Source organism: Corynebacterium mastitidis DSM 44356 (assembly GCF_000375365.1).
GTDB classification, from domain to species: domain Bacteria; phylum Actinomycetota; class Actinomycetes; order Mycobacteriales; family Mycobacteriaceae; genus Corynebacterium; species Corynebacterium mastitidis.
This window is the reverse complement of record NZ_AQXB01000001.1, coordinates 480,580-501,949: the sequence shown is the minus strand read 5'-3', so window position 1 is coordinate 501,949 and position 21,370 is coordinate 480,580. Positions and strand designations below refer to the sequence as shown.

20 protein-coding genes and 1 tRNA gene are annotated in these 21,370 nt (G+C 66.1%); 13 read left to right on the top strand and 8 right to left on the bottom strand.

From position 1 onward, the window contains the following. Window positions 1–517 precede the first annotated feature (517 nt). The 3 genes from B140_RS0102385 to nrdI form a co-directional block, all read right to left on the bottom strand. Window positions 518–591 (bottom strand) — tRNA-Arg (locus tag B140_RS0102385). A 73-nt stretch (window positions 592–664) separates the two neighbouring features. Continuing rightward, window positions 665–1,672: a class 1b ribonucleoside-diphosphate reductase subunit beta gene (nrdF, locus tag B140_RS0102380; protein ID WP_018117754.1), complete on the bottom strand. Its 1,008-nt coding sequence runs from the start codon at window positions 1,670–1,672 to the stop codon at window positions 665–667. A gap of 5 nt (window positions 1,673–1,677) precedes the next feature. Next, the gene (nrdI, locus tag B140_RS0102375) at window positions 1,678–2,082 is read right to left on the bottom strand and encodes a class Ib ribonucleoside-diphosphate reductase assembly flavoprotein NrdI (RefSeq protein ID WP_018117753.1); all 405 of its coding nucleotides are present in this window, start codon (window positions 2,080–2,082) and stop codon (window positions 1,678–1,680) included. An 82-nt stretch (window positions 2,083–2,164) separates the two neighbouring features. Between nrdI and B140_RS0102370 the strand changes: the two genes are divergently transcribed. Further along, the gene (locus B140_RS0102370) at window positions 2,165–4,246 is read left to right on the top strand and encodes a bifunctional copper resistance protein CopD/cytochrome c oxidase assembly protein (protein WP_040425838.1); all 2,082 of its coding nucleotides are present in this window, start codon (window positions 2,165–2,167) and stop codon (window positions 4,244–4,246) included. A 154-nt stretch (window positions 4,247–4,400) separates the two neighbouring features. Here the strand turns inward: B140_RS0102370 and B140_RS11670 are convergent, their stop codons facing one another. Then, complete coding sequence (locus tag B140_RS11670; protein WP_169332517.1) at window positions 4,401–5,003, bottom strand: TetR/AcrR family transcriptional regulator; 603 nt, start codon at window positions 5,001–5,003, stop codon at window positions 4,401–4,403. 181 nt (window positions 5,004–5,184) lie between these two features. Here B140_RS11670 and B140_RS12880 point away from each other — a divergent pair, with 181 nt between their 5' ends. Genes B140_RS12880 through B140_RS0102345 form a run of 4 tightly spaced genes read left to right on the top strand, consistent with a single transcriptional unit; the run spans window position 5,185 to window position 8,584 of the window. After that, window positions 5,185–5,799 carry a single-stranded DNA-binding protein gene (locus B140_RS12880; RefSeq protein ID WP_018117750.1) on the top strand — a complete coding sequence of 205 codons (615 nt, stop codon included), beginning with the start codon at window positions 5,185–5,187 and terminating at the stop codon, window positions 5,797–5,799. Window positions 5,800–5,852: 53 nt separating this feature from the next. Next, entirely contained in the window at window positions 5,853–7,523 is a 1,671-nt protein-coding gene (ettA, locus tag B140_RS0102355; protein ID WP_018117749.1) for an energy-dependent translational throttle protein EttA, read from the top strand. A gap of 18 nt (window positions 7,524–7,541) precedes the next feature. Beyond that, window positions 7,542–7,955 (top strand): acyl-CoA thioesterase, encoded by a 414-nt coding sequence (locus tag B140_RS0102350; RefSeq protein WP_018117748.1) that lies wholly within the window; start codon window positions 7,542–7,544, stop codon window positions 7,953–7,955. Then, window positions 7,952–8,584: a DUF8185 domain-containing protein gene (locus B140_RS0102345; RefSeq protein WP_018117747.1), complete on the top strand. Its 633-nt coding sequence runs from the start codon at window positions 7,952–7,954 to the stop codon at window positions 8,582–8,584. The genes B140_RS0102350 and B140_RS0102345 overlap by 4 nt, the downstream gene beginning before the upstream one ends. Window positions 8,585–8,594: 10 nt before the next feature. On the opposite strand, the gene B140_RS0102340 is transcribed toward B140_RS0102345, so the two are convergent. Together B140_RS0102340 and B140_RS0102335 are read right to left on the bottom strand one after the other, a co-directional pair. Continuing rightward, window positions 8,595–8,984: a globin gene (locus B140_RS0102340; protein ID WP_018117746.1), complete on the bottom strand. Its 390-nt coding sequence runs from the start codon at window positions 8,982–8,984 to the stop codon at window positions 8,595–8,597. 26 nt (window positions 8,985–9,010) lie between these two features. Next, on the bottom strand, window positions 9,011–10,033 hold the full coding sequence (locus tag B140_RS0102335; RefSeq protein WP_018117745.1) for a mechanosensitive ion channel family protein: 1,023 nt from the start codon (window positions 10,031–10,033) through the stop codon (window positions 9,011–9,013). Between the two features lie 123 nt (window positions 10,034–10,156). On the opposite strand from B140_RS0102335, the gene B140_RS0102330 reads away from it, so the two are divergent. From B140_RS0102330 to B140_RS0102315, 4 genes are all read left to right on the top strand, one after another. After that, on the top strand, window positions 10,157–11,374 hold the full coding sequence (locus B140_RS0102330; protein ID WP_018117744.1) for a cystathionine gamma-synthase: 1,218 nt from the start codon (window positions 10,157–10,159) through the stop codon (window positions 11,372–11,374). Window positions 11,375–11,452: 78 nt separating this feature from the next. Then, the gene (locus B140_RS0102325; protein ID WP_018117743.1) at window positions 11,453–11,704 is read left to right on the top strand and encodes a hypothetical protein; all 252 of its coding nucleotides are present in this window, start codon (window positions 11,453–11,455) and stop codon (window positions 11,702–11,704) included. Next, the gene (locus tag B140_RS0102320; RefSeq protein ID WP_018117742.1) at window positions 11,677–11,859 is read left to right on the top strand and encodes a hypothetical protein; all 183 of its coding nucleotides are present in this window, start codon (window positions 11,677–11,679) and stop codon (window positions 11,857–11,859) included. The genes B140_RS0102325 and B140_RS0102320 overlap by 28 nt, the downstream gene beginning before the upstream one ends. Window positions 11,860–11,892: 33 nt before the next feature. Further along, the gene (locus B140_RS0102315) at window positions 11,893–12,492 is read left to right on the top strand and encodes a PIN domain-containing protein (protein ID WP_018117741.1); all 600 of its coding nucleotides are present in this window, start codon (window positions 11,893–11,895) and stop codon (window positions 12,490–12,492) included. Window positions 12,493–12,528: 36 nt separating this feature from the next. Here the strand turns inward: B140_RS0102315 and hutG are convergent, their stop codons facing one another. After that, a complete protein-coding gene (gene hutG, locus B140_RS0102310; RefSeq protein ID WP_018117740.1) occupies window positions 12,529–13,461 on the bottom strand; it encodes a formimidoylglutamase in 933 nt (310 codons plus the stop codon). 10 nt (window positions 13,462–13,471) lie between these two features. Then, entirely contained in the window at window positions 13,472–14,812 is a 1,341-nt protein-coding gene (locus B140_RS0102305; protein ID WP_051069223.1) for an amino acid permease, read from the bottom strand. Between the two features lie 669 nt (window positions 14,813–15,481). Between B140_RS0102305 and B140_RS13180 the strand changes: the two genes are divergently transcribed. The 4 genes from B140_RS13180 (at window position 15,482) to B140_RS0102285 (ending at window position 21,266) form a co-directional block, all read left to right on the top strand. After that, window positions 15,482–17,302, top strand: coding sequence for a DUF2075 domain-containing protein (locus B140_RS13180; protein WP_083912205.1), 1,821 nt, complete (start codon window positions 15,482–15,484; stop codon window positions 17,300–17,302). Between the two features lie 141 nt (window positions 17,303–17,443). Next, window positions 17,444–18,262, top strand: a complete 819-nt coding sequence (locus B140_RS0102295) for an IclR family transcriptional regulator (protein WP_018117737.1) — start codon at window positions 17,444–17,446, stop codon at window positions 18,260–18,262. A gap of 124 nt (window positions 18,263–18,386) precedes the next feature. Further along, window positions 18,387–19,955 (top strand): histidine ammonia-lyase, encoded by a 1,569-nt coding sequence (gene hutH, locus B140_RS0102290; RefSeq protein WP_018117736.1) that lies wholly within the window; start codon window positions 18,387–18,389, stop codon window positions 19,953–19,955. A 3-nt stretch (window positions 19,956–19,958) separates the two neighbouring features. Continuing rightward, the gene (locus B140_RS0102285; RefSeq protein WP_026165896.1) at window positions 19,959–21,266 is read left to right on the top strand and encodes a YjiH family protein; all 1,308 of its coding nucleotides are present in this window, start codon (window positions 19,959–19,961) and stop codon (window positions 21,264–21,266) included. Window positions 21,267–21,370: the final 104 nt, after the last annotated feature.

The window sequence follows — 21,370 nt, the reverse complement described above, 5'->3', positions numbered from 1 at the left end:
GATGTGTCCGTCGTGGATGTAGTCCACGTGGTCTCCGTGGGGGATGGCGACGTGCCCGCAGTTGGGGCCGTGCTGGTGATCGTGGTCTTTGTGGGCGAGGCATGTTTGTGCCATGTGTTGTTGCTCCTTCTTATTGCGGGTGTGGTTTGTGGATGGTGAGTTTATTCTAAGGAGGTTCCCAATAGGGTGTCAATAAGGGAATCGATGTCAATAATGGTGATAGCGATTTCCGGTGCTTACGGCTTGCCTAGTTGAGGCGCGTGGCGTCCATGCTTCGATGCGGTGTGTGATATGGGGCTGCGTCTGGTGGGCGGGAGTGGTTTTTCTTTGGTCTAGATGGCTGAGCTGCGGTTTCAGGTCCTGGCGTGACGAAAAAATCTGACTACAAATTGACTACATGCGCGACCGTGTTTGGCCGTATTTGACCGTGTTTCGCGGTATTCGTCACGGGGGGAGGAAAAGGCAAAACCCCAGGCTGCTAGGCATTTTCCCTGCTAGAACCTGGGGTTACAAAAAGCGCCCCCGGCAGGATTCGAACCCGCGACCAATGGGGTAGAAACCCACTGCTCTAATCCACTGAGCTACGGAGGCCCGGCGAGCCACGGCTGACCCGCCAGGGGAGATTTTAGCGCATGCGCGCGCCGGGGCGGGCGGGCAGGGCGGCTTAAAAGTCCCAGTCGGACTCCTCGGTGGGCTCGGTGGCGCCGATGACGTAGCTGGAGCCGGAGCCGCTGAAGAAGTCGTGCGTCTCGGAGGCGTCGGGGGTGAGCGCCGCGAGGATCTCCGGCTCCACGGCCTCGGCCTCCTCCTCGTAGGCGGGGGCGTACCCGAGGTTCATGAGCGCCTTATTGGCGTTGTAGTGGACGAAGGCCATCACGCCGTCGATGGTGGGCTCGGGGACGAGGTCGTACAGCTCCGAGGAGTAGCGCCGCTCCTGCTCCAGGAGGTCGGCCACGAGCCGGTGGGTGAAGTCCCGCATCTCCTCCGCGCGCTCGGGGTGGGCGTCCAGCCCGCGCTGGTACTTGTACCCGGAGTAGTAGCCGTGCACGGCCTTGTCCCGCAGGATGAGGCGGATCATGTCCGCGGTGTTGAGCATGGTGGCGCGGCTGGCAAACCACAGCGGCAGGTAGAACCCGGCGTAGAGCAGCAGGGAGGACAGGATGGTGGCCGCCGCCTTGCGCTTGAGGGGATCGGCGCCGTGGTAGTGGGCCAGCACCGTGGTGGCGCGGCGCTGCAGCAGCGGGTTATCGACGGCCCAGGAGTAGGCCTCGGTGATCTCGCGGGTGGAGCACAGGGTGGAAAACACGGAGCTGTAGGACCGGGCGTGCACGGACTGCATGAAGGCGATGTTGGTGTACACCGCCTGCTCCTGCTCCGTGCGCGCGTCGGGGATCTGGGCGGGCTCGCCCACGGTGGCCTGCACCGTGTCCAGGAGCGTGAGCCCGGTGAACACGCGCACGGTGAGCGCGCGGTGCCGGGGGTCCAGCGCCTGCCAGGCGGGGAGGTCGTTGGAGAGCGGCACCTTTTCCGGCAGCCAGAAGTTGCTGGTCAGGCGGCGCCACACCTCGGTGTCCTTGGGGTCCTCGAGGAGGTTCCAGTTGATGGGGCGGATGGGGGCGTCCGTGGCGGTGCGCCACACGCTGGGCAGGATGGAGCGCTTCATGTAGTGCACGGTTTTTACGTCCTTTCGTGGAGGAGGGCGCGCACGCGGGCGACGTCGCGCGAGGTGCCCAGGAGTTCGAATCGGTACAGCTCGGGGGCCTGGCACTTGTGGGAGATCAGGGGCCCGGCGCAGCAGTAGGCGCTGCCGAAGTTGGTGTTGCCGCTGGTGATGACGCCGCGCAGCAGCGCGCGGTGCGCGGGGTCGTTGAGGAAGCGGATGACCTGCTTGGGCACGGCGCGGGCGGGGTCGCCCCCGCCGTAGCTGGGGGTAATCAGGTAGAAGGGGCGCTCCGGGTGGGCGGCGGGGTCGCCGCGGCGCAGCGGGATGCGCAGGGCGGGCAGGCCGAGCTTGTCCACGAAGCGCCGGGTGTTCTCCGAGGCGGAGGAGAAGTAGACGATGTCGGGAGGGCGATAATCCATAGCGTTGATCTTAAGAGTTCAACCTATTGAATTCCAATGGGCAGGTGGGGAGCCCGCGGCGCGGGGAAGTAGGGTGGAGGCCATGACCACCACCGCCGAACCTCGCGCCCCGAGGCGTCGTCAAGCGCGCGGCTCCTGGCCGCTGTACCTGCTGTTTTCCCTGATCGCGGGGCTGGTGGGGGCGGTGATCTCCTGGGGATTCTTGGGCGAGTCCCTCCAGGCCCTGGGCATTCCCGATCCCGGCCGCCTCACCACCGCCGGGCTGCCCTTCTTCCGCGCCGTGGGCTGGATGCTGGCCTCGCTGGGGGCCGGGTCCTTCCTCGCCTCCGCCTTCCTCATCGCCCCGCGCCCCGAACCGATCCTGAGGGCGCGCCTGAGCGTGGACGGCCACATCGCCGCCCGCACCGGGGCGCTGAGCATCCTGTGCTTCGGCCTGGTGGCCCTGCTCATGATCCCGCTCACGCTCTCCGACGTCTCGGGCACCCCCTTTGCCCAGACCCTGCGCCCCGAGGCGTGGTCGGTGGCCATCAGCCAGGTCTCCACGGCGCTGGCCTGGCTGTGGGTGGCCCTGATCTGCGCCGTGGTGGGGGCGCTGGGGCTGTTCTCGCGGCGCTGGGGCAGCCAGCCCTTCCTGCTCGTCGGCGCGGTCCTCACGGTCATCCCGCTGGGCATGGAGGGGCACTCCGCCGCCGGCGGGGATCACGACTACGGCACCAACTCCTACCTCTGGCACCTCATCTTCATGGTGCTCTGGGTGGGGGGACTCATGGCGCTGATCGCCCACGGGCGGCGCCTGGGGCCGCGCCTGGACGTGGCCGTGCGGCGCTACTCCGCCATAGCGTTGGTGTCCGTGCTCTTCATGGCGGCCTCCGGCGTGATCAACGCCGCGATCCGCATCGAGTTCTCCGAGTGGTTCACCACCACCTACGGGCGCATCATCGTGGCCAAGACGGCGGGCGTGGTGCTGCTGGCCTTCCTGGGCTTCGTCCACCGGCAGCTCACCATCCCGCAGTTGCGCGAGGACCCCGCGCGCTCGGGCGCGTTCCTGCGCGTGGCCGCGGTGGAGGTGGCCGTGATGGCCGCCGTCACGGGCATCGCCATCACGATGGGCCGCACCCCGCCGCCCCCGCCGCGCGACCCCAACCTTTCCCCCATGGCCATCGCCATCGGCTTTGACCTGCACGAGAGCCCCACCGCGTGGAACGTCTGGGGAATGTGGCGCTTTGACCTCATGTTCGGCACCATCGCCCTCCTGCTCGCAGCGGGCTACCTGTGGGCGCTGCTGCGGGTGCGCCGGGCGGGCACGCCCTGGCCCTGGTGGCGCACGGCCTGGTTCCTCTTAGGCTGCATCGCGCTGGCGGTGATGATGAGCTCCGGCATGGGCATGAACATGATGGCGCTCTTTTCCATGCACATGATCGTCCACATGGGGCTGTCCATGGTGGTGCCGGTGTTCCTGGTGCTGGGCGCGCCGCTGACCCTGCTGATGGAGGCCGTGCCCCCGGCGGACACGGAGGCCGGGCAGCCGCCGGGGCTGCACGAGTGGGCGTGGGCGCTGTGCCACAGCCGCGTCATCGGCTTTATCACCGCGCCCGGGGTGAACACGGTGCAGTTCATCGTGATCTTCTACCTGCTCTACCTCACCCCGCTCTACGACGTCCTAGTCTCCGAGCACGGCGGGCACGTGGGCATGAACGTGGTGTTCCTGATCTCCGGGTGCCTGTACTTCTGGGACATGATCGGCCCCGACCCCGTCCCGCGCCGGGGCACCCCGGTGGCGCGCATCGCGTGGCTGATCTTCTCTATGCCCTTCCACCTCTACTTCGGTGTGTACCTCATGCAGCTCACGCAGATCCTCGCCGGGGACTTTTACGCCTCCCTGGGGCTGCCCTGGGAGCCGGACCTGCTGGCGGACCAGCGCGCCGGCGGCGGCATAGCCTGGGCCTCCGGGGCCTTCCCCCTGGTCATCGTCTTCAGCGTGCTCTTCATGCAGTGGCGCAGGGAGGACGAGGGCAAGGCGCGGGACTACGATCGCCGCGCCGAGGCGGAGGGCGACGTGGACATGGAGAGCTACAACGCCATGCTCGCCCGCATGAACGCCGGGCAGCGGCCCGGGGATGAGTCCTACTACACCGAGGAGTTCGGGAAGGGCGCGCGCCGCTAGGAGCGGCGGGGGATCGGGCGAGCGGGAACGACGGCCGCCCTGACGCGGCTGGGCCATCGCGGCCCTGCGCTGTGCGCCCGTGCGTCCCCGTCCCGCGCCCGGCGGCCCGTCTCGCGGTCCCCGTGGCGCTAGGGCGTTCTCCTACGCCGCTCTCCTAGGCCGCAGAATCCGCGCTCGGCGCGCCCGGGGCGGTGGCGTGCGCCAGGGGCAGGGCGATGGTGTCCACCAGCTCCTCGACGGTCCGCAGCGGCACCGAGTTCACCCGCGTAATCAGCAGCTCGCGCAGCACCGAGAGCGCCGCCGTGCGGGTGAGCCGCGTGGTGGCGGCAAAGTCGATCTCCCCGCGCTGGGACGCGCGGCGGTAGATCTCGTCGATCACCGCGAAGCGATCCTCGGGGAGCATGCTCATCAGCGGGTTGGAGCCGCTGGAGTCCTCGGCGCGGAACCCCGAGAGGTGCAGGCGTACCAGCGTGATCATGTTGGGGTAGGTGTTGTTCGCCTCGGAGAGCAGGGCGATGAGGTCGCTGCGCAGCGAGCCGGTGTCCGGCAGGTGGAGCCGGTTGGTGTCAAAGTAGTGCCGCACGGCGTCCCGAGTCAGTTCGGTCTTGTCCGCCCAGCGGCGGTACAGCACGGCGCGGCTGGTCTGCGCCCGGGTGGCTACGGCATCCATCGTCATGCCGGTGTAACCCGAGGCTTCTAGCTCTTCCCACGCGGCGTTGAGGAGAGCGGTCTGAAGGGTCTTCCCGTATCGTCTCACGGCCATACTATTGAACATTACAGCATGGGCGGTGTTGAATACTGCACTGTGGAAAGAAAGGAGTTATCCACAGCATAGGCGCAGGTGAATGGCGTCACCGCGCCGTGGCGCGCAGGCTTTCTTCAGAAGCAATCGCCGCGCACCCGCACCGCGGGGCGCCGTCTCGGAGGGAGAACACGCTATGTCCAACACGCCCATCACTATCGCGGGGAACCTCACGCAGGACCCCACGCTCAAGCGGACCGAAAGCGGCGCCCTGGTGTGCCGGATCAGGATGGGCGCGGACCGCCGCGTCCCCGCGGCCGACGGCACCGGGTGGACCAGCCTGGATAACCTCTTCCTCGACGTGGAGATGTGGGGCGACCTCGCCTATAACACCCGCTGCTCGGTGGCCAAGGGGATGCCCGTGATCGTCAGCGGCACGCTGGTGACCACCCAATGGGTGGACTCCGCCACGGGGGAGAACCGCTCCCGGATACTGCTGCGCGCCCGCCACGTGGGGGTGGATCTGGCCAAGTACCAGGTGCGGTGGCGGCGCTGCCGCGTGACCGCGCAGCGGGCGGATAACGGGGCGCTGTGCGCCCCGGACGAGATCGACCCCCGCTACCTCGACGAGGACAAGAACCCCGGCGGCCCCGAGGAGGCTCAAGAGGAGGGATTCTCCCAGGCTCCCCACGCTGAGCCGAGGGAGCCGGGGGAGCCGGAGGCGGCGCGCCCCGCGCCGCGCGAGCGGGCCGAGCGCCCGCCGCTGCCCCCGCGTCCGGAGGACGAGGAGGATCACCCCGCGGCGGCCTAGGTAGGGTAGCCTCTCAGGTGACTTAAGAACATAACCACGACATGAGGGGAAACATGGGCGAGTTCATCTACACGATGAAAAACGTGCGCAAGGCCATCGGAGACAAGGTGATCCTGGACAACGTCACCATGGCCTTCTACCCGGGCGCCAAGATCGGCGTCGTCGGCCCCAACGGAGCCGGTAAGTCCTCGATCCTGAAGATCATGGCGGGCCTGGACCAGCCCTCCAACGGCGAGGCCTTCCTCGACCCCGGCGCCACCGTGGGCATCCTCCTGCAGGAGCCGCCCCTCAACGAGGACAAGACCGTCCGCGAGAACGTGGAGGAGGGCCTCGGGGAGATCTTCGAGATCAAGCAGCGCTACGAGGCTATCGCCGAGGAGATGGCCACCAACTACACCGACGAGCTGATGGAGGAGATGACCGCCCTCCAGGACAAGATCGACGCCGCCGACGCCTGGGAGATGGACTCCAAGATCGAGCAGGCCATGGAGGCCCTGCGCTGCCCGCCCGGCGACGAGCCCGTGACCCACCTCTCCGGCGGCGAGCGCCGCCGCGTGGCCCTGGCCAAGCTGCTGCTCTCCGAGCCGGACCTGCTGCTGCTCGACGAGCCCACCAACCACCTCGACGCGGAGAGCGTGCAGTGGCTGGAGAAGCACCTCCAGGATTACAAGGGCGCCGTGCTCGCCGTGACCCACGACCGCTACTTCCTCGACCACGTGGCCGGGTGGATCTGCGAGGTGGATCGCGGCAAGCTCTACCCCTACGAGGGCAACTACTCCACCTACCTGGACACCAAGGCCCAGCGCCTGGAGGTGGCCGGGAAGAAGGACGCCAAGCTGCGCAAGCGCCTCAAGGACGAGCTGGAGTGGGTGCGCTCCGGCGCCAAGGCGCGGCAGGCCAAGAACAAGGCCCGCCTGGAGCGCTACGAGGAGATGGCGGCGGAGGCCGAGCAGTACAAGAAGCTGGACTTCGAGGAGATCCAGATCCCCACCCCGCCGCGCCTGGGCAACAAGGTCGTGGAGGTAAGCAACCTGGTCAAGGGCTTCGATGGCCGCACCCTCATCAAGGACCTCTCCTTCACCCTGCCCCGCAACGGCATCGTGGGCGTGATCGGCCCCAACGGCGTGGGCAAGACCACCCTGTTCAAGACCATCGTGGGTCTGGAAAACCCCGACGACGGCTCCGTGAACGTGGGCGAGACGGTGCAGCTCAGCTACGTGGACCAGAACCGCGAGAACATCGACCCGGAGCAGACCGTGTGGCAGGTCGTGTCCGACGGCCTGGACTACATCCAGGTGGGCCAGAACGAGATGCCCTCGCGCGCCTACCTCTCCGCCTTCGGCTTCAAGGGCCCGGACCAGCAGAAGCCCTCCAAGGTGCTCTCCGGCGGCGAGCGCAACCGCCTGAACCTGGCGCTCACCCTCAAGCAGGGCGGCAACCTGATCCTGCTCGACGAGCCCACCAACGACCTCGACGTGGAGACCCTGGGCTCCCTGGAGAACGCCCTGACCAAGTTCCCCGGCTGCGCCGTGGTGATCTCCCACGACCGCTGGTTCCTGGACCGCACCTGCACTCACATCCTGGCCTGGGAGGGCAACGTGGCCGAGGGGCAGTGGTTCTGGTTCGAGGGCAACTTCGAGGACTACGAGAAGAACAAGGTCCAGCGCCTGGGCGCCGAGGCGGCCCGCCCCTCCCGCGTCACGCACCGCAAGCTGAGCCGCTAGGTGGAAGGGAACACGGACATGGCCGAGGGCCGCACGCACCAGGCGTACGTGGAGCTGAGGTGGTCGGACTTTGACCGCTTTGGCCACATGAACAACGCGCAGTACGTGGAGATCGTGCAGGAATCGCGCGTGCAGTTCAGCCTGGATAACTTCGTGGCCCGGGGCCTGCCCATGCCCATGTTCGTGGTGCGGCACCTCGAGGCGGACTACCGCATTCCCCTCGTCCCGGGGCCCTCCAAGAAGGTGCTGGTGGAAAGCACGGTGGTCAAGGTGGGCACGACCTCCTTTACCACCCGCCAGGAGATCAAGGACGACCAGGGCCGCACCGCCTGCGTGATCGACTGCGTGCAGGTGGCCCTGGACGGCGAGACCCTGAAGCCCCGGGAGATCACCGAGGAGGAAGCGCGCATCCTCACCCAGGGGCAGCGGTGAGGGAGCGCCTGCTGATCCGCGCGGGCGCGCCGGGGCTGGAATCCCTCCTGGCCCGCGCGGTGGGCCTGGACGCCTCCGCGCTGGCCCGCCTGCGCGCCACCCCGGACGCCGGGCACGTGGACGTGTTTGTGACCACCCCCTTCGAGGTCCTCGCGGCGCGCCGGATCGAGGGGGAGGCCTCCCGAGAGGGGGCCGTGGTGGGCGCTCACGAGCTGTACAGCGCCGTGGCGGCCAAGACCAGCGCGCACGACATCGGCGCGGCCCGGGACCCGAGCTGGCCGGGCGCGCTGCCGCCCGCCGAGGGGTTCCGGCTGCTCGACGAGGTGCCCGTCTCCGTGGTGCGCTCCCTGGCCGATCGCGGGCAGGCCCTGGCCCGCCAGTTCTCCGGGCCCCTCGGCCCCCCGGCGAGCCTGCTCAATCAACCCGTGCTGGAGGTCAGCGGCGAGGCGGGCGCGGTGCAGGTGCCCATGCGCATGATCTTCACCTGCACCGCGCTGGGGCTGATCCCGGGCTTTGCCGCGCCCATCGACGTGCCCCGGCACCTGCGGGTATCCGTCCTGGGCCGGTGGGTGCGGGTGGACGCCCCTTTCGGCACGGTGTATCACTCCACCCGGCTCTCCCTGGTCTAAGGGGACGCGGCTAGCCAGCGGTGTTGATGAGCATGGCGGCCACCCGGTTCATGTGGTCCCACAGGGCGTGCCGGTAGGCGGGCGGGATCTCTTCCTCGGTGAACTCGTCGAGCGAGGCCTCCATGAGGTCCAGCCAGCGCTGCGCGGCGGCGGTGTCGATGGGGAAGGGCGCGTGGCGCATGCGCAGCCGGGGGTGCCCGCGCCGCTCCTGGTAGTCGGTGGGCCCGCCCCAGTATTGCTCGAGGAACGCGCGCAGGCGCCACTGCGCCCCCTCCCAGTCGTCCTGGGGATACATGGGGCCGAGGATGTCGTCCGTGCGCACGCGGGCATAAAAACCGGCGACGAGGCGGTCAAAGACCTCGCCGCCGAGGGCGTCGTGCAGGCTGCTGGGAGGCGTCATGGCCCCATTGTAAGGGCTAGTAGGGGCTAGGACTGCTCCTTTGAGGCGGGGTGGGTGATGCCGATGCCGTGCGGGTAGGGCACGGTGATGTTGTGCTCGCGCATGGCGTCCAGGATGCGGCCCTGCACCAGGCGCTGCACGTCCCACTGCATGCCGGGCATCGTCTTGATGGAGATGCGGTAGGAGAGGTGATCCACCTCGAAGTCGGACACGCCCTTCATCTCCGGCTCGTCGAGCACCCAGGCGCGGGTGGTGGGGTCGGCGCAGGCCTCCTCGGTGGCCTTCTGGATGACCTCCCAGGCCTTGGTGGAGTCGTTGGACAGGCCCACCGGCACCTGGATGCGGGCGATGGCGTACTCGTCGGAGAAGTTGCCCACGCGCAGGATCTCGCCGTTGCGCACGTACCAGAGGGTGCCGTCGATGTCGCGGATGGTGGTCAGGCGCAGGGAGATGTCCTCCACGTCGCCGATGATGCCCTCGCCCACGTCGATGGTGTCGCCCACGCCGTACTGATCCTCCAGGAGCATGAAGATGCCGGAGAGGAAGTCCTTGACCAGGGACTGCGCGCCGAAGCCGAGGGCCACGCCGATCACACCGGCCGAGGCGATGAGCGGGGCGATGTTCACGCCCAGCGGGTTGTCCAGGATGGAGAGGATGGCAAAGACCCACACCACGATGGCCACGGCGGACTTGCCCACCTGGGCCAGCGTCTTGATCCGGGACTGGCGGCGCTTTTCTTGCACCTCGTTTATGGCGGCCATGCGGGCCGATACTTCCTCCTGCGGCCCGCGCCCCTTACGCCCGATGCGCTTGAGAGGGACGTTGTTGTTCAGGTTGTGCTGCGCGAACTTGTCGATGAGCCTGCGCAGCAGCCAGTGGGCGAGGACGGCCACTAAGAGGGTGACGCCGATGGAGATGGGGGCCTCGATCAGCCACTTCTGGGCCAGCTCGCTGTCCCACCAGTTGCTCACCGTCTCCACGGCCTGCTGGGCGGTTTCCGCGCCCGGGGCGGATTCTTCTGTCGCGGCAAGGGTTAATTCGTTGAGCATATGATCCCACCCTAGCCGCGCCGCCGGGGGACGTCGATAAGCATACAAGTATGCGCAATGTGAACCGCTTGGTCTACTATGTGCCTTTAAGTGAGCCGCACCACCGAGCCGAAGGACCCTCCGATGAGCCAGCACACCAATCGCGCCGACGCCGGTACCGCCGCCCGCCTCGCCCATGCGGCGGCGGGGGAGCGGGAGTGGCGGGGCCTTGCCACCACCGCCATCCACGGCGGCTACCGGCCGGACGCCCACACCGGGGCGATCAACGTGCCCATCTACGCCTCCACCACCTTCGCGCAGGACGACGTGGCCACCCTGCGCGGCGGCTACGAGTACAGCCGGGTGGGCAACCCCACCGTCACCGCCTTAGAAAACGTGGTGGCCGCGCTGGAGGGCGGCGCGTTCGGGCGGGCCTTTGCCTCCGGCATGGCCGCCACGGACACCGTGATCCGCGCGCTGCTGCGCCCCGGCGACCACCTCATCCTGGGCAACGACGCCTACGGCGGCACCTTCCGGCTCATCGACACCTCCCTCAAGGACTGGGGCGTGCAGCACAGCATCGTGGACATGACCGACCCCGAACAGGTGCGCGCCGCCCTGCGGGAGAACACCCGCCTGGTGTGGGCGGAGACCCCCACCAACCCGCTGCTGAACATCACGGACATCGCCGCGATGGCCCGCGCCCTCGACGGCCACCCCGCCCGCCTGGTGGTGGACAACACCTTTGCCACCCCGCACCTGCAGCGCCCGCTGGAACTGGGCGCGGACGTGGTGGTGCACTCCACCACCAAGTACATCGGCGGGCACTCCGACGTGGTGGGCGGCATGGTGGTGACCAACGACGCCGCCCTGGACTCCGAGCTGCTCTTTCTCCAGGGCGGGGTGGGCGCGGTGCCCAGCGTCTTCGACGCCTACCTGGCCTACCGGGGCGTCAAGACCCTCGGCCTGCGCATGGAGCGGCACTGCTCCAACGCGCTGGCGGTGGCGCGGTTGCTGCGGCAAAGCCCCAAGGTCTCGAAGGTGCTCTTCCCCGGGCTGCCGGAGCACCCCGGGCACGAGGTGGCGCGGCGGCAGATGAGCGGGCCGGGCGGCATGGTCTCCGTGCGCTTTGCCGGCGGGCGCGAGGCGGCCCTGGCGTTCTGCCGGGCCACCCGGCTGATCTGCCTGGCGGAGTCCCTGGGCGGGGTGGAGTCCCTGCTGGAGCACCCGGCCACCATGACCCACCAGTCCGCCGCGGGCTCCCAGCTCGAGGTGCCGGACGACCTGGTGCGCATCTCCATCGGGGTCGAGGACGAGGCGGACCTGCTTGCCGACGTGGAGCGGGCGCTGGGGGAGGTCTAGGGTATTGCGCTTATGTGTGTACATGGATACGCTAAGGGGGTATTTGCGTAGTTAAGCACAGGGGAGGAGACGAGCGGCATGAGTGCTGCCGAGAGGCGAAACGGGGAACCGCGTGCGCTGAACGCGTGGGACGTGGAGGCGCTCGGGGCGGAGATGAGCCCCGAGGAGGCCGAGGCGATGGGGCGGGTGGCGCACGCCGTGCGCGAACAGGTGCCGCTGAGCGCCGTGGACATGCCCAGCGAGATCAGCGCCGCGATGGCCGCCGAGATGTTTAGTACCACGCCCCCGCCATCATGGAATACGTGCACGAGGGGCGCATCGGGGTGGTGATGCGCGACGGACGGCCTCGGCTCCGCACCTCCGACGTGGTGGTGGTGCGGAAGGAAGCAGCCGAGGAGATACAGCGGGCGGTATTTGAGCTGATGGACCTGGAGCTGGAGCTGGAGGCGCAGGAGGCGGCGCTGGGGGAGGCTCTGGGGGACTAGACGCCCCCGCGGGGCGCACGATCGGGGGATCGCATGGAGATACGGGTTCTGCCGGACGCCAACATCTGGGCGTCCGCTACCCTGCATAGCTGGTTCGGCGTGATGGCAACGGAATCGTGGGGTCTGTGGTCCTTCTCTTGGACGGAGGACATCATGGCGGAGGCGGTGCGGGCGCGGCGCCGCAGGTTTCCCCGCTCCCACAGCAGGCAGATCGAGGACGTTCGAGATCGTCTCCTGCCGATGCTAGGGAAGAACAAAATCACCAACTATCCGCACGACGATTCCGTGCTCTGGTACCCCGACATCGGGGACGCGCACGTGCACTCGGCTGCGGTGGCGGCCGGGATCGACGAGATCGTGAGCGATAACGTCCGAGACTTTCGCAGGATCCGCTCGGGCCTTGTGTCGAGGTCCTACCGGGTGTACACGGCGGACGAATGGCTCATGCGCGCCGGGCATCACTCCCCCAGCGTGGTGGACAGGGTGATCCGTGCTCAGTGGAGGTACTGGATGAGGCGGGGCAGGGCATCCGAACTCTGCGAGCGGCTTCTTCGCGCCGGGTGCCCGCGGTTTTCTTGTTACGTTGAGTCGCGCCTGCCGCCGCCTTCTTCGGGCTGTAACGGGCCGGGGTGAGCGCTTCCTTCCCGGCGGCGCCGCGTCAGGAGGCGTCTACGCCAGCGCCCCCACGATGTCCTCGATCAGCCGCGCGGCCACCTTGGCGGTGCGCCCGTCCACGTCGAAGCGGGGATTAAGCTCCGCCACGTCCACCAGGCGCAGCTTCCCGGAGGCCGCCGCCGCGCGCGCCATCGCCCGGTAGGCCGCCAGGGAGACCCCCACGGCGGCGGGAGCGCTCACCCCGGGGGCCACGGCGGCGGAGAGCCCGTCCAGGTCGATGCTGAGGTGCAGGTGCTCCGCGTTGTCCGCGGCGCGCGCCACCACCTCGGCGGCGCGCCGCGGGCCCATCTCCTCCACGGCGTCGTCCGTGACCACCTCCACGCCCAGCTCGCGTGCGGTGTCAAAGAGCACGCGCGTGTTGTTGGGCGCGGAGATCCCCAGCACGCTGTAGCGGAAGTCCTCGCCCACGTGCTCCGCGATCTGGAGGAAGGGCGTGCCGGAGGTGGGCCGCTCGGCGCGACGCAGGTCGAAGTGGGCGTCCAGGTTCACGATCTGCACGCCCCGCGGGTGGGTGCGGCGCAGGCCCCGGTGCGTGGCCCAGGCGATCTCGTGCCCGCCGCCGAGCGCGATCACGGTGTGCCCGGCCCCGCTGAGCGAGGCCACCGCGCCGCTCAGGCGCTCCTGGGCGGATTCCAGGTCGGTGCCGGAGGTGATCACGTCCCCGGCGTCGTAGCGGGGGCGCTCGTCGTGGACGGCCAGGCTGCCTAGGGCCGCGCGCAGGGCCTTGGGGGCCTCGGCGGCGCCCTGCCGCCCGCCGTTGCGGCGCACGCCCTCGTCGGAGCAAAAGCCCAGCAGCGCCACGCCGGGGATGGCGTCCGGGGAGTCGAGCGGTTGCACCACCGAGTGCCAGCGGGCGTGCTCGGGGCCGGGGCCGTCGTTACGCCCCGTCCAGGGGGCGGGGGAGCGGTCGATGCCGGGCAGGGTCATGGTTCCTCCTCTAGGCGACGTCGGCGGAGTGCCGGTGGCGGCCCGTGGCGTAGTACAGGGCGGTCATCAACGCCAGGAAGCCCACGCCCACGCCCAGGGCCAGCCAGTATTCCGATTGCCACACCATGATGCCAAAGGCGAAGAGGATGAAGCCGATGGCAAAGTACTGACCCCACGGCCACAGGGGCACGGGGAAGGAGAGCGCGCGGGCCTCGGCGGGATCGAGGCGACGCCGCGACGCCACGTGGGCCAGCAGGATCATCAGCCACACGTAGATGGTGGCGAAGGTGGCCAGGGCCGCGACGATGGTGAAGATGCGCTCCGGCAGCACGGCGTTGAGCACCACGCCCACGGTGAGCACCGCCACCAGGGACAGCGTGGTCACGATGGGCACCCCGTGGCGGTTCGTGCGCGCCAGCGCGGCGGGGGCCAGTCGGGTGCGGGCCATGCCGGTGATCACGCGGCCCGCGCCGAAGAGGTCGGAGTTGATGGCCGAGAGCGCGGCGGTAATCACCACCGCGTTGAGCAGCGCGGCGGCCCAGTTCACGCCCAGGGTGGAGAAGATTTGCACGAAGGGCGACTCCTCGCCCGTGACGGTGGTCCACGGGTTGAGCACCAGGATCACAAGAATGGCCAGGACGTAGAAGAGCAGGATGCGCAGCGGCACCGTGTTGACGGCCTTGGGGACGGATTCGCCGGGATCGTCCGCCTCCGCGCCCGCCACGCCGATGATCTCGGTGCCGCCGAAGGCGAAGAGCACCAGGATGAACGCGGAGATCATGCCGCCCACGCCGTGGGGGAAGAAGCCCCCGTGCTCCCACAGGTTGGACAGCCCGCTGGTCTCCGGGCTGGACCCAAGGCCAAAGGCGAGGATGGCCGCGCCGCCGACGATCATGGCGATCACCGCCCCCACCTTGATGATGGTGAAGGCGAACTCCAGCTCCCCGAAGAGCCGCACGCTGGCGAGGTTGGCCGCGCCCACCACGCACAGCGTGACCGCCACCCAGACCCACTGCGGGGTATCGGGGAACCAGAGGCGCATGTAGATGGCGATGGCCGTGAGGTCCGCAAGGCAGACGATCAGCATCTCAAAGGCGTACATCCAGCCGGTGATGTACCCGGCCCACGGGCCCAGGTAGCGGCGGGTGTACTCCGCGAAGGAGCCGGTCAGCGGCGTGGCCACCGCCATCTCGCCCAGGGCTCGCAGCATGAAGTACACCACAGCGCCCGCAATGAGGTACACCAGCAGCACCGAGGGGCCCGCCGCCTGGATCGCTCCGGCGGAGCCGTAGAACAGGCCCGTGCCGATGGCCGAGCCCAGGGCGATGAAGTGGATGTGGCGGGCGCGCAGGCCCCTGCGCGGCGCGGCGGGCGCGGCCTTGGCCGCCGAGGCGCCGGTGCCGACGCCGTGGGCGCCGCCTGCCTGAGCGCTCGCGGCGCGGGCGGCTAAGCCGCGTGACGGGTTCTGCGGAGACTGTGCAGGCTGAGGCACGGCGATCCTCCTTGGATGATTTGGCTCTACGAGGTTCGCGGAGCGCGGTCTAGGGCGGTAGACCCTATGGCGCGAGCCACGGAATCTTTCTTAGTGTGATACTAGAGGTTGACGGTGAGGAAGGGGTAACAGTAGGGAACTTTAAGCTTACGGCATGAGAACATGATAAGCTGGTGGCACGCTTCGCATTCCGATGATGGGTAGCAAAAATCACCCCTTCATTCAAATGAATTACAATCTAGTGCAGAAGGTATTAATTTTTAGATTAATTTCACCAATGCTGTATATAAAATATCCACCATATAATAAATTAAAATTTACATGTCCCAAACATTACGGTTGTATAAATTCTACCCCTTGAGCTAGTGCCGCTATTAATTTATTTCTCCATTTTCGGAATGGGGAGGAATTTATCTGGAGATTCACTATCTGAAACATATATTTCAGAGTGGTGGAAGTCCCAAATAAATAAGTTTACAGCCCATTAATTTCCATTATAAATATTTTATCCTGAAGGCGGGTTCTTACATGGTTGCAGTTCCAGTAATTGAAACAGTCAACTACTCAAGGAAAGAGTTAGATATTTTTATCGGAGATATCCGTAGGGCAAAATCTACAGACATGGGGCAAGAGTCCTATCTTCTTGAATATCCAACTGTATATATCATACATGATAAAAAATGTGAAGGTTACCATGTTTATGTAGGAGAAACTTCAGATATTTACTCGCGTACAAAGCAGCATCTAATTTCTGATTCTCGTAGCAATGATGAGTGGAATGATTTTTCTAAATCTCCCAAAAGTAAAATGTATATAGTAGGACATGAACTTTTCAATAAATCTTTAACTTTAGATATTGAAAATCGTCTTATGCTTTATTTGGGAAGCGTTGATTCTGTTGGAAAAATAAGGAATCGTCGATCCAACCCTCAAGGGAAGTATTATACCCATGAATATCTTGACGAGGTATTTTCCAAGATTTGGAACAATTTACACGAGCGTAATGGGTTACTTTTTCCCTCTGAAGAATCCATAAAAGAATCTGCTTTATTTAAATCTTCCCCTTTCCATCGCCTCACTGCGGAGCAGATCGAGGCTAAGGATAATATCATTCAGAAAATCAAAGATTCCCTATCCCAAGATTGTTCTGAGTTTGGTGGGCGGCTTATTCTTGTTGGTGGCGAAGCTGGTACGGGTAAGACCGTATTGCTAAGTAATCTCTTTCATGATCTTTTCCGAATGGAAGATCACCAGGGTCCACTTCCTATCTCTGGAAAAATTAATCCCTATCTTTTGGTTAACCACGATGAACAACTTGCCGTTTATCGTCAAATCGGTAAAAAACTTGGTTGGCTACAAAATAATGAGGATAGAATTAGTAAACCGACTCGGTTTATCCGATTGCATGGTGTAGCATCAGATTCCGGTCAATATCCTGAGGATTTTCCCGACGTAGTAATTGTCGATGAAGCTCATTTGCTTTTGACTCAGGGAAAGCAGAGCTATCGAGGGAAGAATCAACTTTTCGATATCCTTCATCGGGCAAAGATTGTTGTGGCTGTTTTTGACCCCATGCAGGTGATGGCAACTAATCAATATTGGACTGAAGAGGAGTATCAGAATATCCGCCAACAAGCAGATGAAGAGATAATTTTAAAAAATCAAATGCGAATGAATGCGGCAAGAGAGACTGTTGATTGGGTGCGGTCAATTATCGATAGGGGTGAAGTGCTTCCCCTTTCCCTTAATGGTGATTATCGAGACAAAAATAATTATGAGGTTCGAGTTTTCCAAAATCCCCAAGATATGTATAATAAAATTTATAGTAAAGCAAGCGTGTTGGAGTCAAAATTATCTCGTTTATTGGCTACGTTCGACTGGTCTTACAGTGGGGTAAAGGGGAAGGGTGGGAAGGTAGGTGAGGTGTGGGCTGTGGAAATTGGGGATTTTTCACTCCCGTGGAATCGTGAGATAATTAAAAAAGGTTCGCTGAGTAAAGCTGAAAAGAGAAAAGCGGAAGATCAGGCATGGGCTGAACAGGAACATACAATCAATGAGGTTGGATCTACATTTACTATTCATGGCTTCGATCTTAATTATGCTGGTGTTATTATTGGCGAATCTGTAAAGTATCGAAATGGTCAGATTATTTTTGATCCTTGTTCTAGTAAGAATAGAAATGCAACCCAACGGCGAACGCTATCTAATGGTGTCAAGGTAAGTGTGGCGGAAGAATTATTACGAAATGAACTTAATGTCCTACTTACTCGAGGGGTAAACGGTCTTTACATATATGCGGTCGATGATGAGCTCAGGAAAGTGCTTAGTGAAAATGTTTACAATATCTAAATACTCCCATCTTAACAAAACAAAATATTTCATTTCCACATGTCTATGGGTATAGCTTTCCCTTACGTGTTGGGTGAAAATTATCCCGATAATGTATTGTAGATTATTTCTACGACTCTGTAAAATTAATTTCTTTATTTTATGTCCCACGTCCCCGCCGCGCGCAACACCCTGCGCATCCTCACGCTGCTCTCCTCCATCGACGTCCCCATCTCCGCCGCCCGCATTCGCGCGGAGCTGGACTTGCCCCGCTCCACCACCTATCACCTGCTCACGGAGATGGAGCGGGCGGGCTACGTGGTGCGCATCCCGGAGACGCGCACCTGGGGCCTGGGCCTGGTGGCCTATTCGATGGCCAACGCCTACGTCACGCAGCAGCCCCTGGTGCGCCTGGCGCGTCGCCCCCTGCGGTCCCTGGCGGAGTCGGTGGGCGGCTCGGCGCACCTGTCTCGCCTGGCGGGTTCGGAGGTGCTGTACCTGCTGGAGGTGCGCGGCCCCAGGGCGGTCTCCCTGGTCACGGAGGAGGGGGTGCGCCTGGATGCCTTAAAAACGGCCTCGGGGCGGGTCATGCTCGCGCACCTGCCGGAGGCCGAGGTCAAGGCCGCCCTCGCGCGGGCGCACGTCGGGGAGACCGGGCGGGAAGGCAACGGGGAAGGCGCCTCGAAGGAGGCGGATCGCCCCCGCGCCGCGCCCGCCCCCTCCTGGAACCGGCTCCGCGAGGACCTCGCCCTTGTCCGCGAGCGCGGCTGGGCGCAGGAGGTGGAGGAGGTCAGCCGGGGTCAGCGCAGCCTGGCGGTGGCGGTGCTGGATCACCTGGGCCGCCCGGCGGCGGCGCTGGCGGTGACCTTCCCGGTGGCCGCCCTGGGCGAGGAGCGGCACGGGGGCGTGATCGAGGCCCTGCGGGGGCACGCCCGGGGTGTGGGTAGTCGCCTCTACGGAAACGTGCTAGATTCACCATAACTGCGCTTGGCTGTCGCGCAGACCACTTTGCCGAGAACCCCCGCGGACCCCGCGCGGGCAACCGGCGCGGTCTGCCGCGCCCGTCGCTCGCCCGGGGCCGCCCAGAGCCACAAGGAGCAGCCCCATGCCTTCCCTTCTCGCCAGCGCCCGCGCCATCGAATCCGTCACCCTCCGCCCCGGCCCCCTCTCGATCGAGGAGGTCGTGGCCGTGGCCCGCTACGGCGCGCCCGTCGTCCTCGCCCCCGAGGCCCTGGAGGCCGTGGCCGCCACCCGGGAGCGGGTGGAGGAGCTGGCCGCCGATCCCACGCCGGTCTACGGCATCTCCACGGGCTTCGGCGCGCTGGCCCGCCGCCACATCCCGGCGGAGTCCCGCGCCCAGTTGCAGCGCAGCCTGGTGCGCTCCCACGCGGCGGGCTCCGGCCCGGAGGTGGAGCGCGAGGTGATCCGCGCGCTCATGCTGCTGCGCCTGTCCACCCTGTGCACGGGCCGCACCGGCGTGCGCCCGGTGGTGGCGCAGACCTACGCGGAGCTGCTGAACTCCGGGATCACCCCCATCGTGCACGAGTACGGCTCCCTGGGCTGCTCGGGCGACCTCGCGCCGCTGGCACACTGCGCCCTGGTGCTCATGGGCGAGGGGCGCGCCCGTAACGCCCGGGGGGAGGAGGTCACCGTGCCCGAGGCCCTGGCCGAGGCCGGGATCGCGCCCCTGGAGCTGCGGGAGAAGGAGGGCCTGGCGCTGATCAACGGCACCGACGGCATGCTGGGCCAGCTCTGCCTGGCCCTGGCGGATCTGGAGGCGCTGGCCACCGCCTCGGATGTTGCGGTGGCCATGACGGTGGAGGGCCTGCTGGGCACCCTGAGCGTGTTCGACGCCGACCTTCAGGACCTGCGCCCGCACCCGGGGCAGGCGGCGTCGGCCGCCAACGTGCGCGCGGTGGCGGCGGGCTCCCCGCTGCTGGCGGCCGCCGCCGAGGAGTTCAGCCGGAGCCAGGTGCAGGACGCCTACTCGGTGCGCTGCGCCCCGCAGGTGGCGGGCGGTTTCCGCGATACCCTGGACCACGCCCGCGCGGTGGCGCGGCGGGAGCTGTCCGCCGCCGTGGACAACCCGGTGGTGGCACTCGACGGCCGCGTGACCTCCAACGGCAACTTCCACGGGGCGCCGGTGGCCTACGCGCTGGACTTCCTCGCCATCGTGGTGGCGGACCTGGCCAGCATCTCGGAGCGGCGCACCGATCGCTTCTTGGACCCGGCCCGCAACCGGGGGCTCACGGCCTTCCTGGCGGGGGACCCGGGCGTGGATTCGGGCCACATGATCGCCCAGTACACCCAGGCGGGCATCGTCTCCGAGCTCAAGCGCCTGGCGGCCCCGGCCAGCGCGGATTCCATCCCCTCCTCGGCCATGCAGGAGGATCACGTCTCGATGGGCTGGGCGGCGGCGCGCAAGCTGCGCCGCGCCGTGGACGGGCTGACGCGGGTGCTGGCGGTGGAGGTGCTCACCGCGGCGCGCGCCATCGAGATGCGCGAGGGCGAGCCCGCGCCGGGCACCTCGGCGGCGATCCGCGCGGTGCGCGAGGGCGTGCCGGGCGCGGGGGAGGACCGCTTCCTGGCCCCGGAGATGGACTATGCGGTGGGGCTGGTGCGCTCGGGCGCGCTGGTGGAGGCCGTGGAGCGGGCCGTGGGGGAGCTGACCTAGGCGATGACGACCTCCGCGAAAGCAACCCCGGGCCTGTGGCGGATGTTCGTGTACAGCGCCGTGGGCGTGGCCGTGTTCTTCCTGCCCGTGACGTTTCGGGGCAAGAGCACCATCGTGCTCGATCACCTGGTCACCCTCGTGCGCGGGGCCCTGGGGCCCGCCGTGGGCTGGGTGGTGGCCGCCCTGGTGCTCTATGGCACCGTGCGCACGCTGCGCCGCACCTCCTGGCGCAACCCCACGCAGGCGATCTTCGCCCTGCTCTCGGTGATGGGGCTGGGCGTGGCGGCGATGATCCTCACCGGCACGCTGCCCGCCGCGCTGGGCCGCCCGGACCTGGTGCCCTTCCTGTGGGAGAAGATCGCCATCCCCGTGGCGCTCATCATCCCCATCGGCTCGGCCTTCCTGGCGCTGCTGGTGAGCTTCGGCCTCATGGAGTTCGTGGGCGTGCTCATGCAGCCCATCATGCGGCCCCTGTGGCGCACCCCGGGCCGCTCGGCCATCGACGCCGTGACGAGCTTCGTGGGCAGCTACTCCCTGGGCATGCTGATTACGGACCGGGTGTACCGCCAGGGCCGCTACACCGCCCGGGAGGCGGCGATCATCGCCACCGGCTTTTCCACGGTCTCCGCCGCGTTCATGGTGGTGGTGGCCGGGACCCTGGGGCTGATGGACTACTGGGGGCAGTATTTTGCGGTGAGCCTGCTGGTGACCTTCGCGGTCACGGCGATCACCGTGTGGATTCCGCCGCTGAGCACCATTCCCGCCGAGCACTACCCGGGGGCCACCCCGGACCCGGAGCCGAGGATCACCACGGGGCGCGTGGCGGCGGCCTGGGCGGCGTCCAAGGAGGCCCTGCGCGCGGCGCCCAGCCTGGGCCGGGCGGTGGGGGAGAACTTCCTCGACGGCGTGCGCATGAGCGCGGCGGTGGCGCCGTCCATCCTCTCGGTGGGCGTGATCGGCCTGGTGCTGGCCACCTATACCCGCGTGTTTGACCTGCTCGGCTACCTCTTTTACCCCTTCGCCTGGCTGGTGCGCCTGCCGGAGCCGCTGCTGGCGGGCAAGGCCTCGGCGCTGGGGATCGCGGAGATGCTGCTGCCCGCCACGGTGGTGGCGGATCAGGAGTCCCTGGTGCTGCGCTTTGTCATCGGCGTGGTCTCCGTGAGCGCCGTGATCTTCTTTTCCGGGCTGGTGCCCTGCATCATGGCCACCTCCGTGCCGCTGCGGATCTGGCACCTGGTGGTGATCTGGTTCGAGCGGGTGGCCTTAAGCATCCTGATTGCCACCCCGCTGGCCTATCTGCTGCTGCCATAGTCTCGTATCCCAGACACCCCGCCCCGCGCGGGCGCGGACGCCGCCTGTGTTCCGGCTTACGATCAATCTCGTAGTTCTTGGACACCACAGTGCCCCTGGCGGGG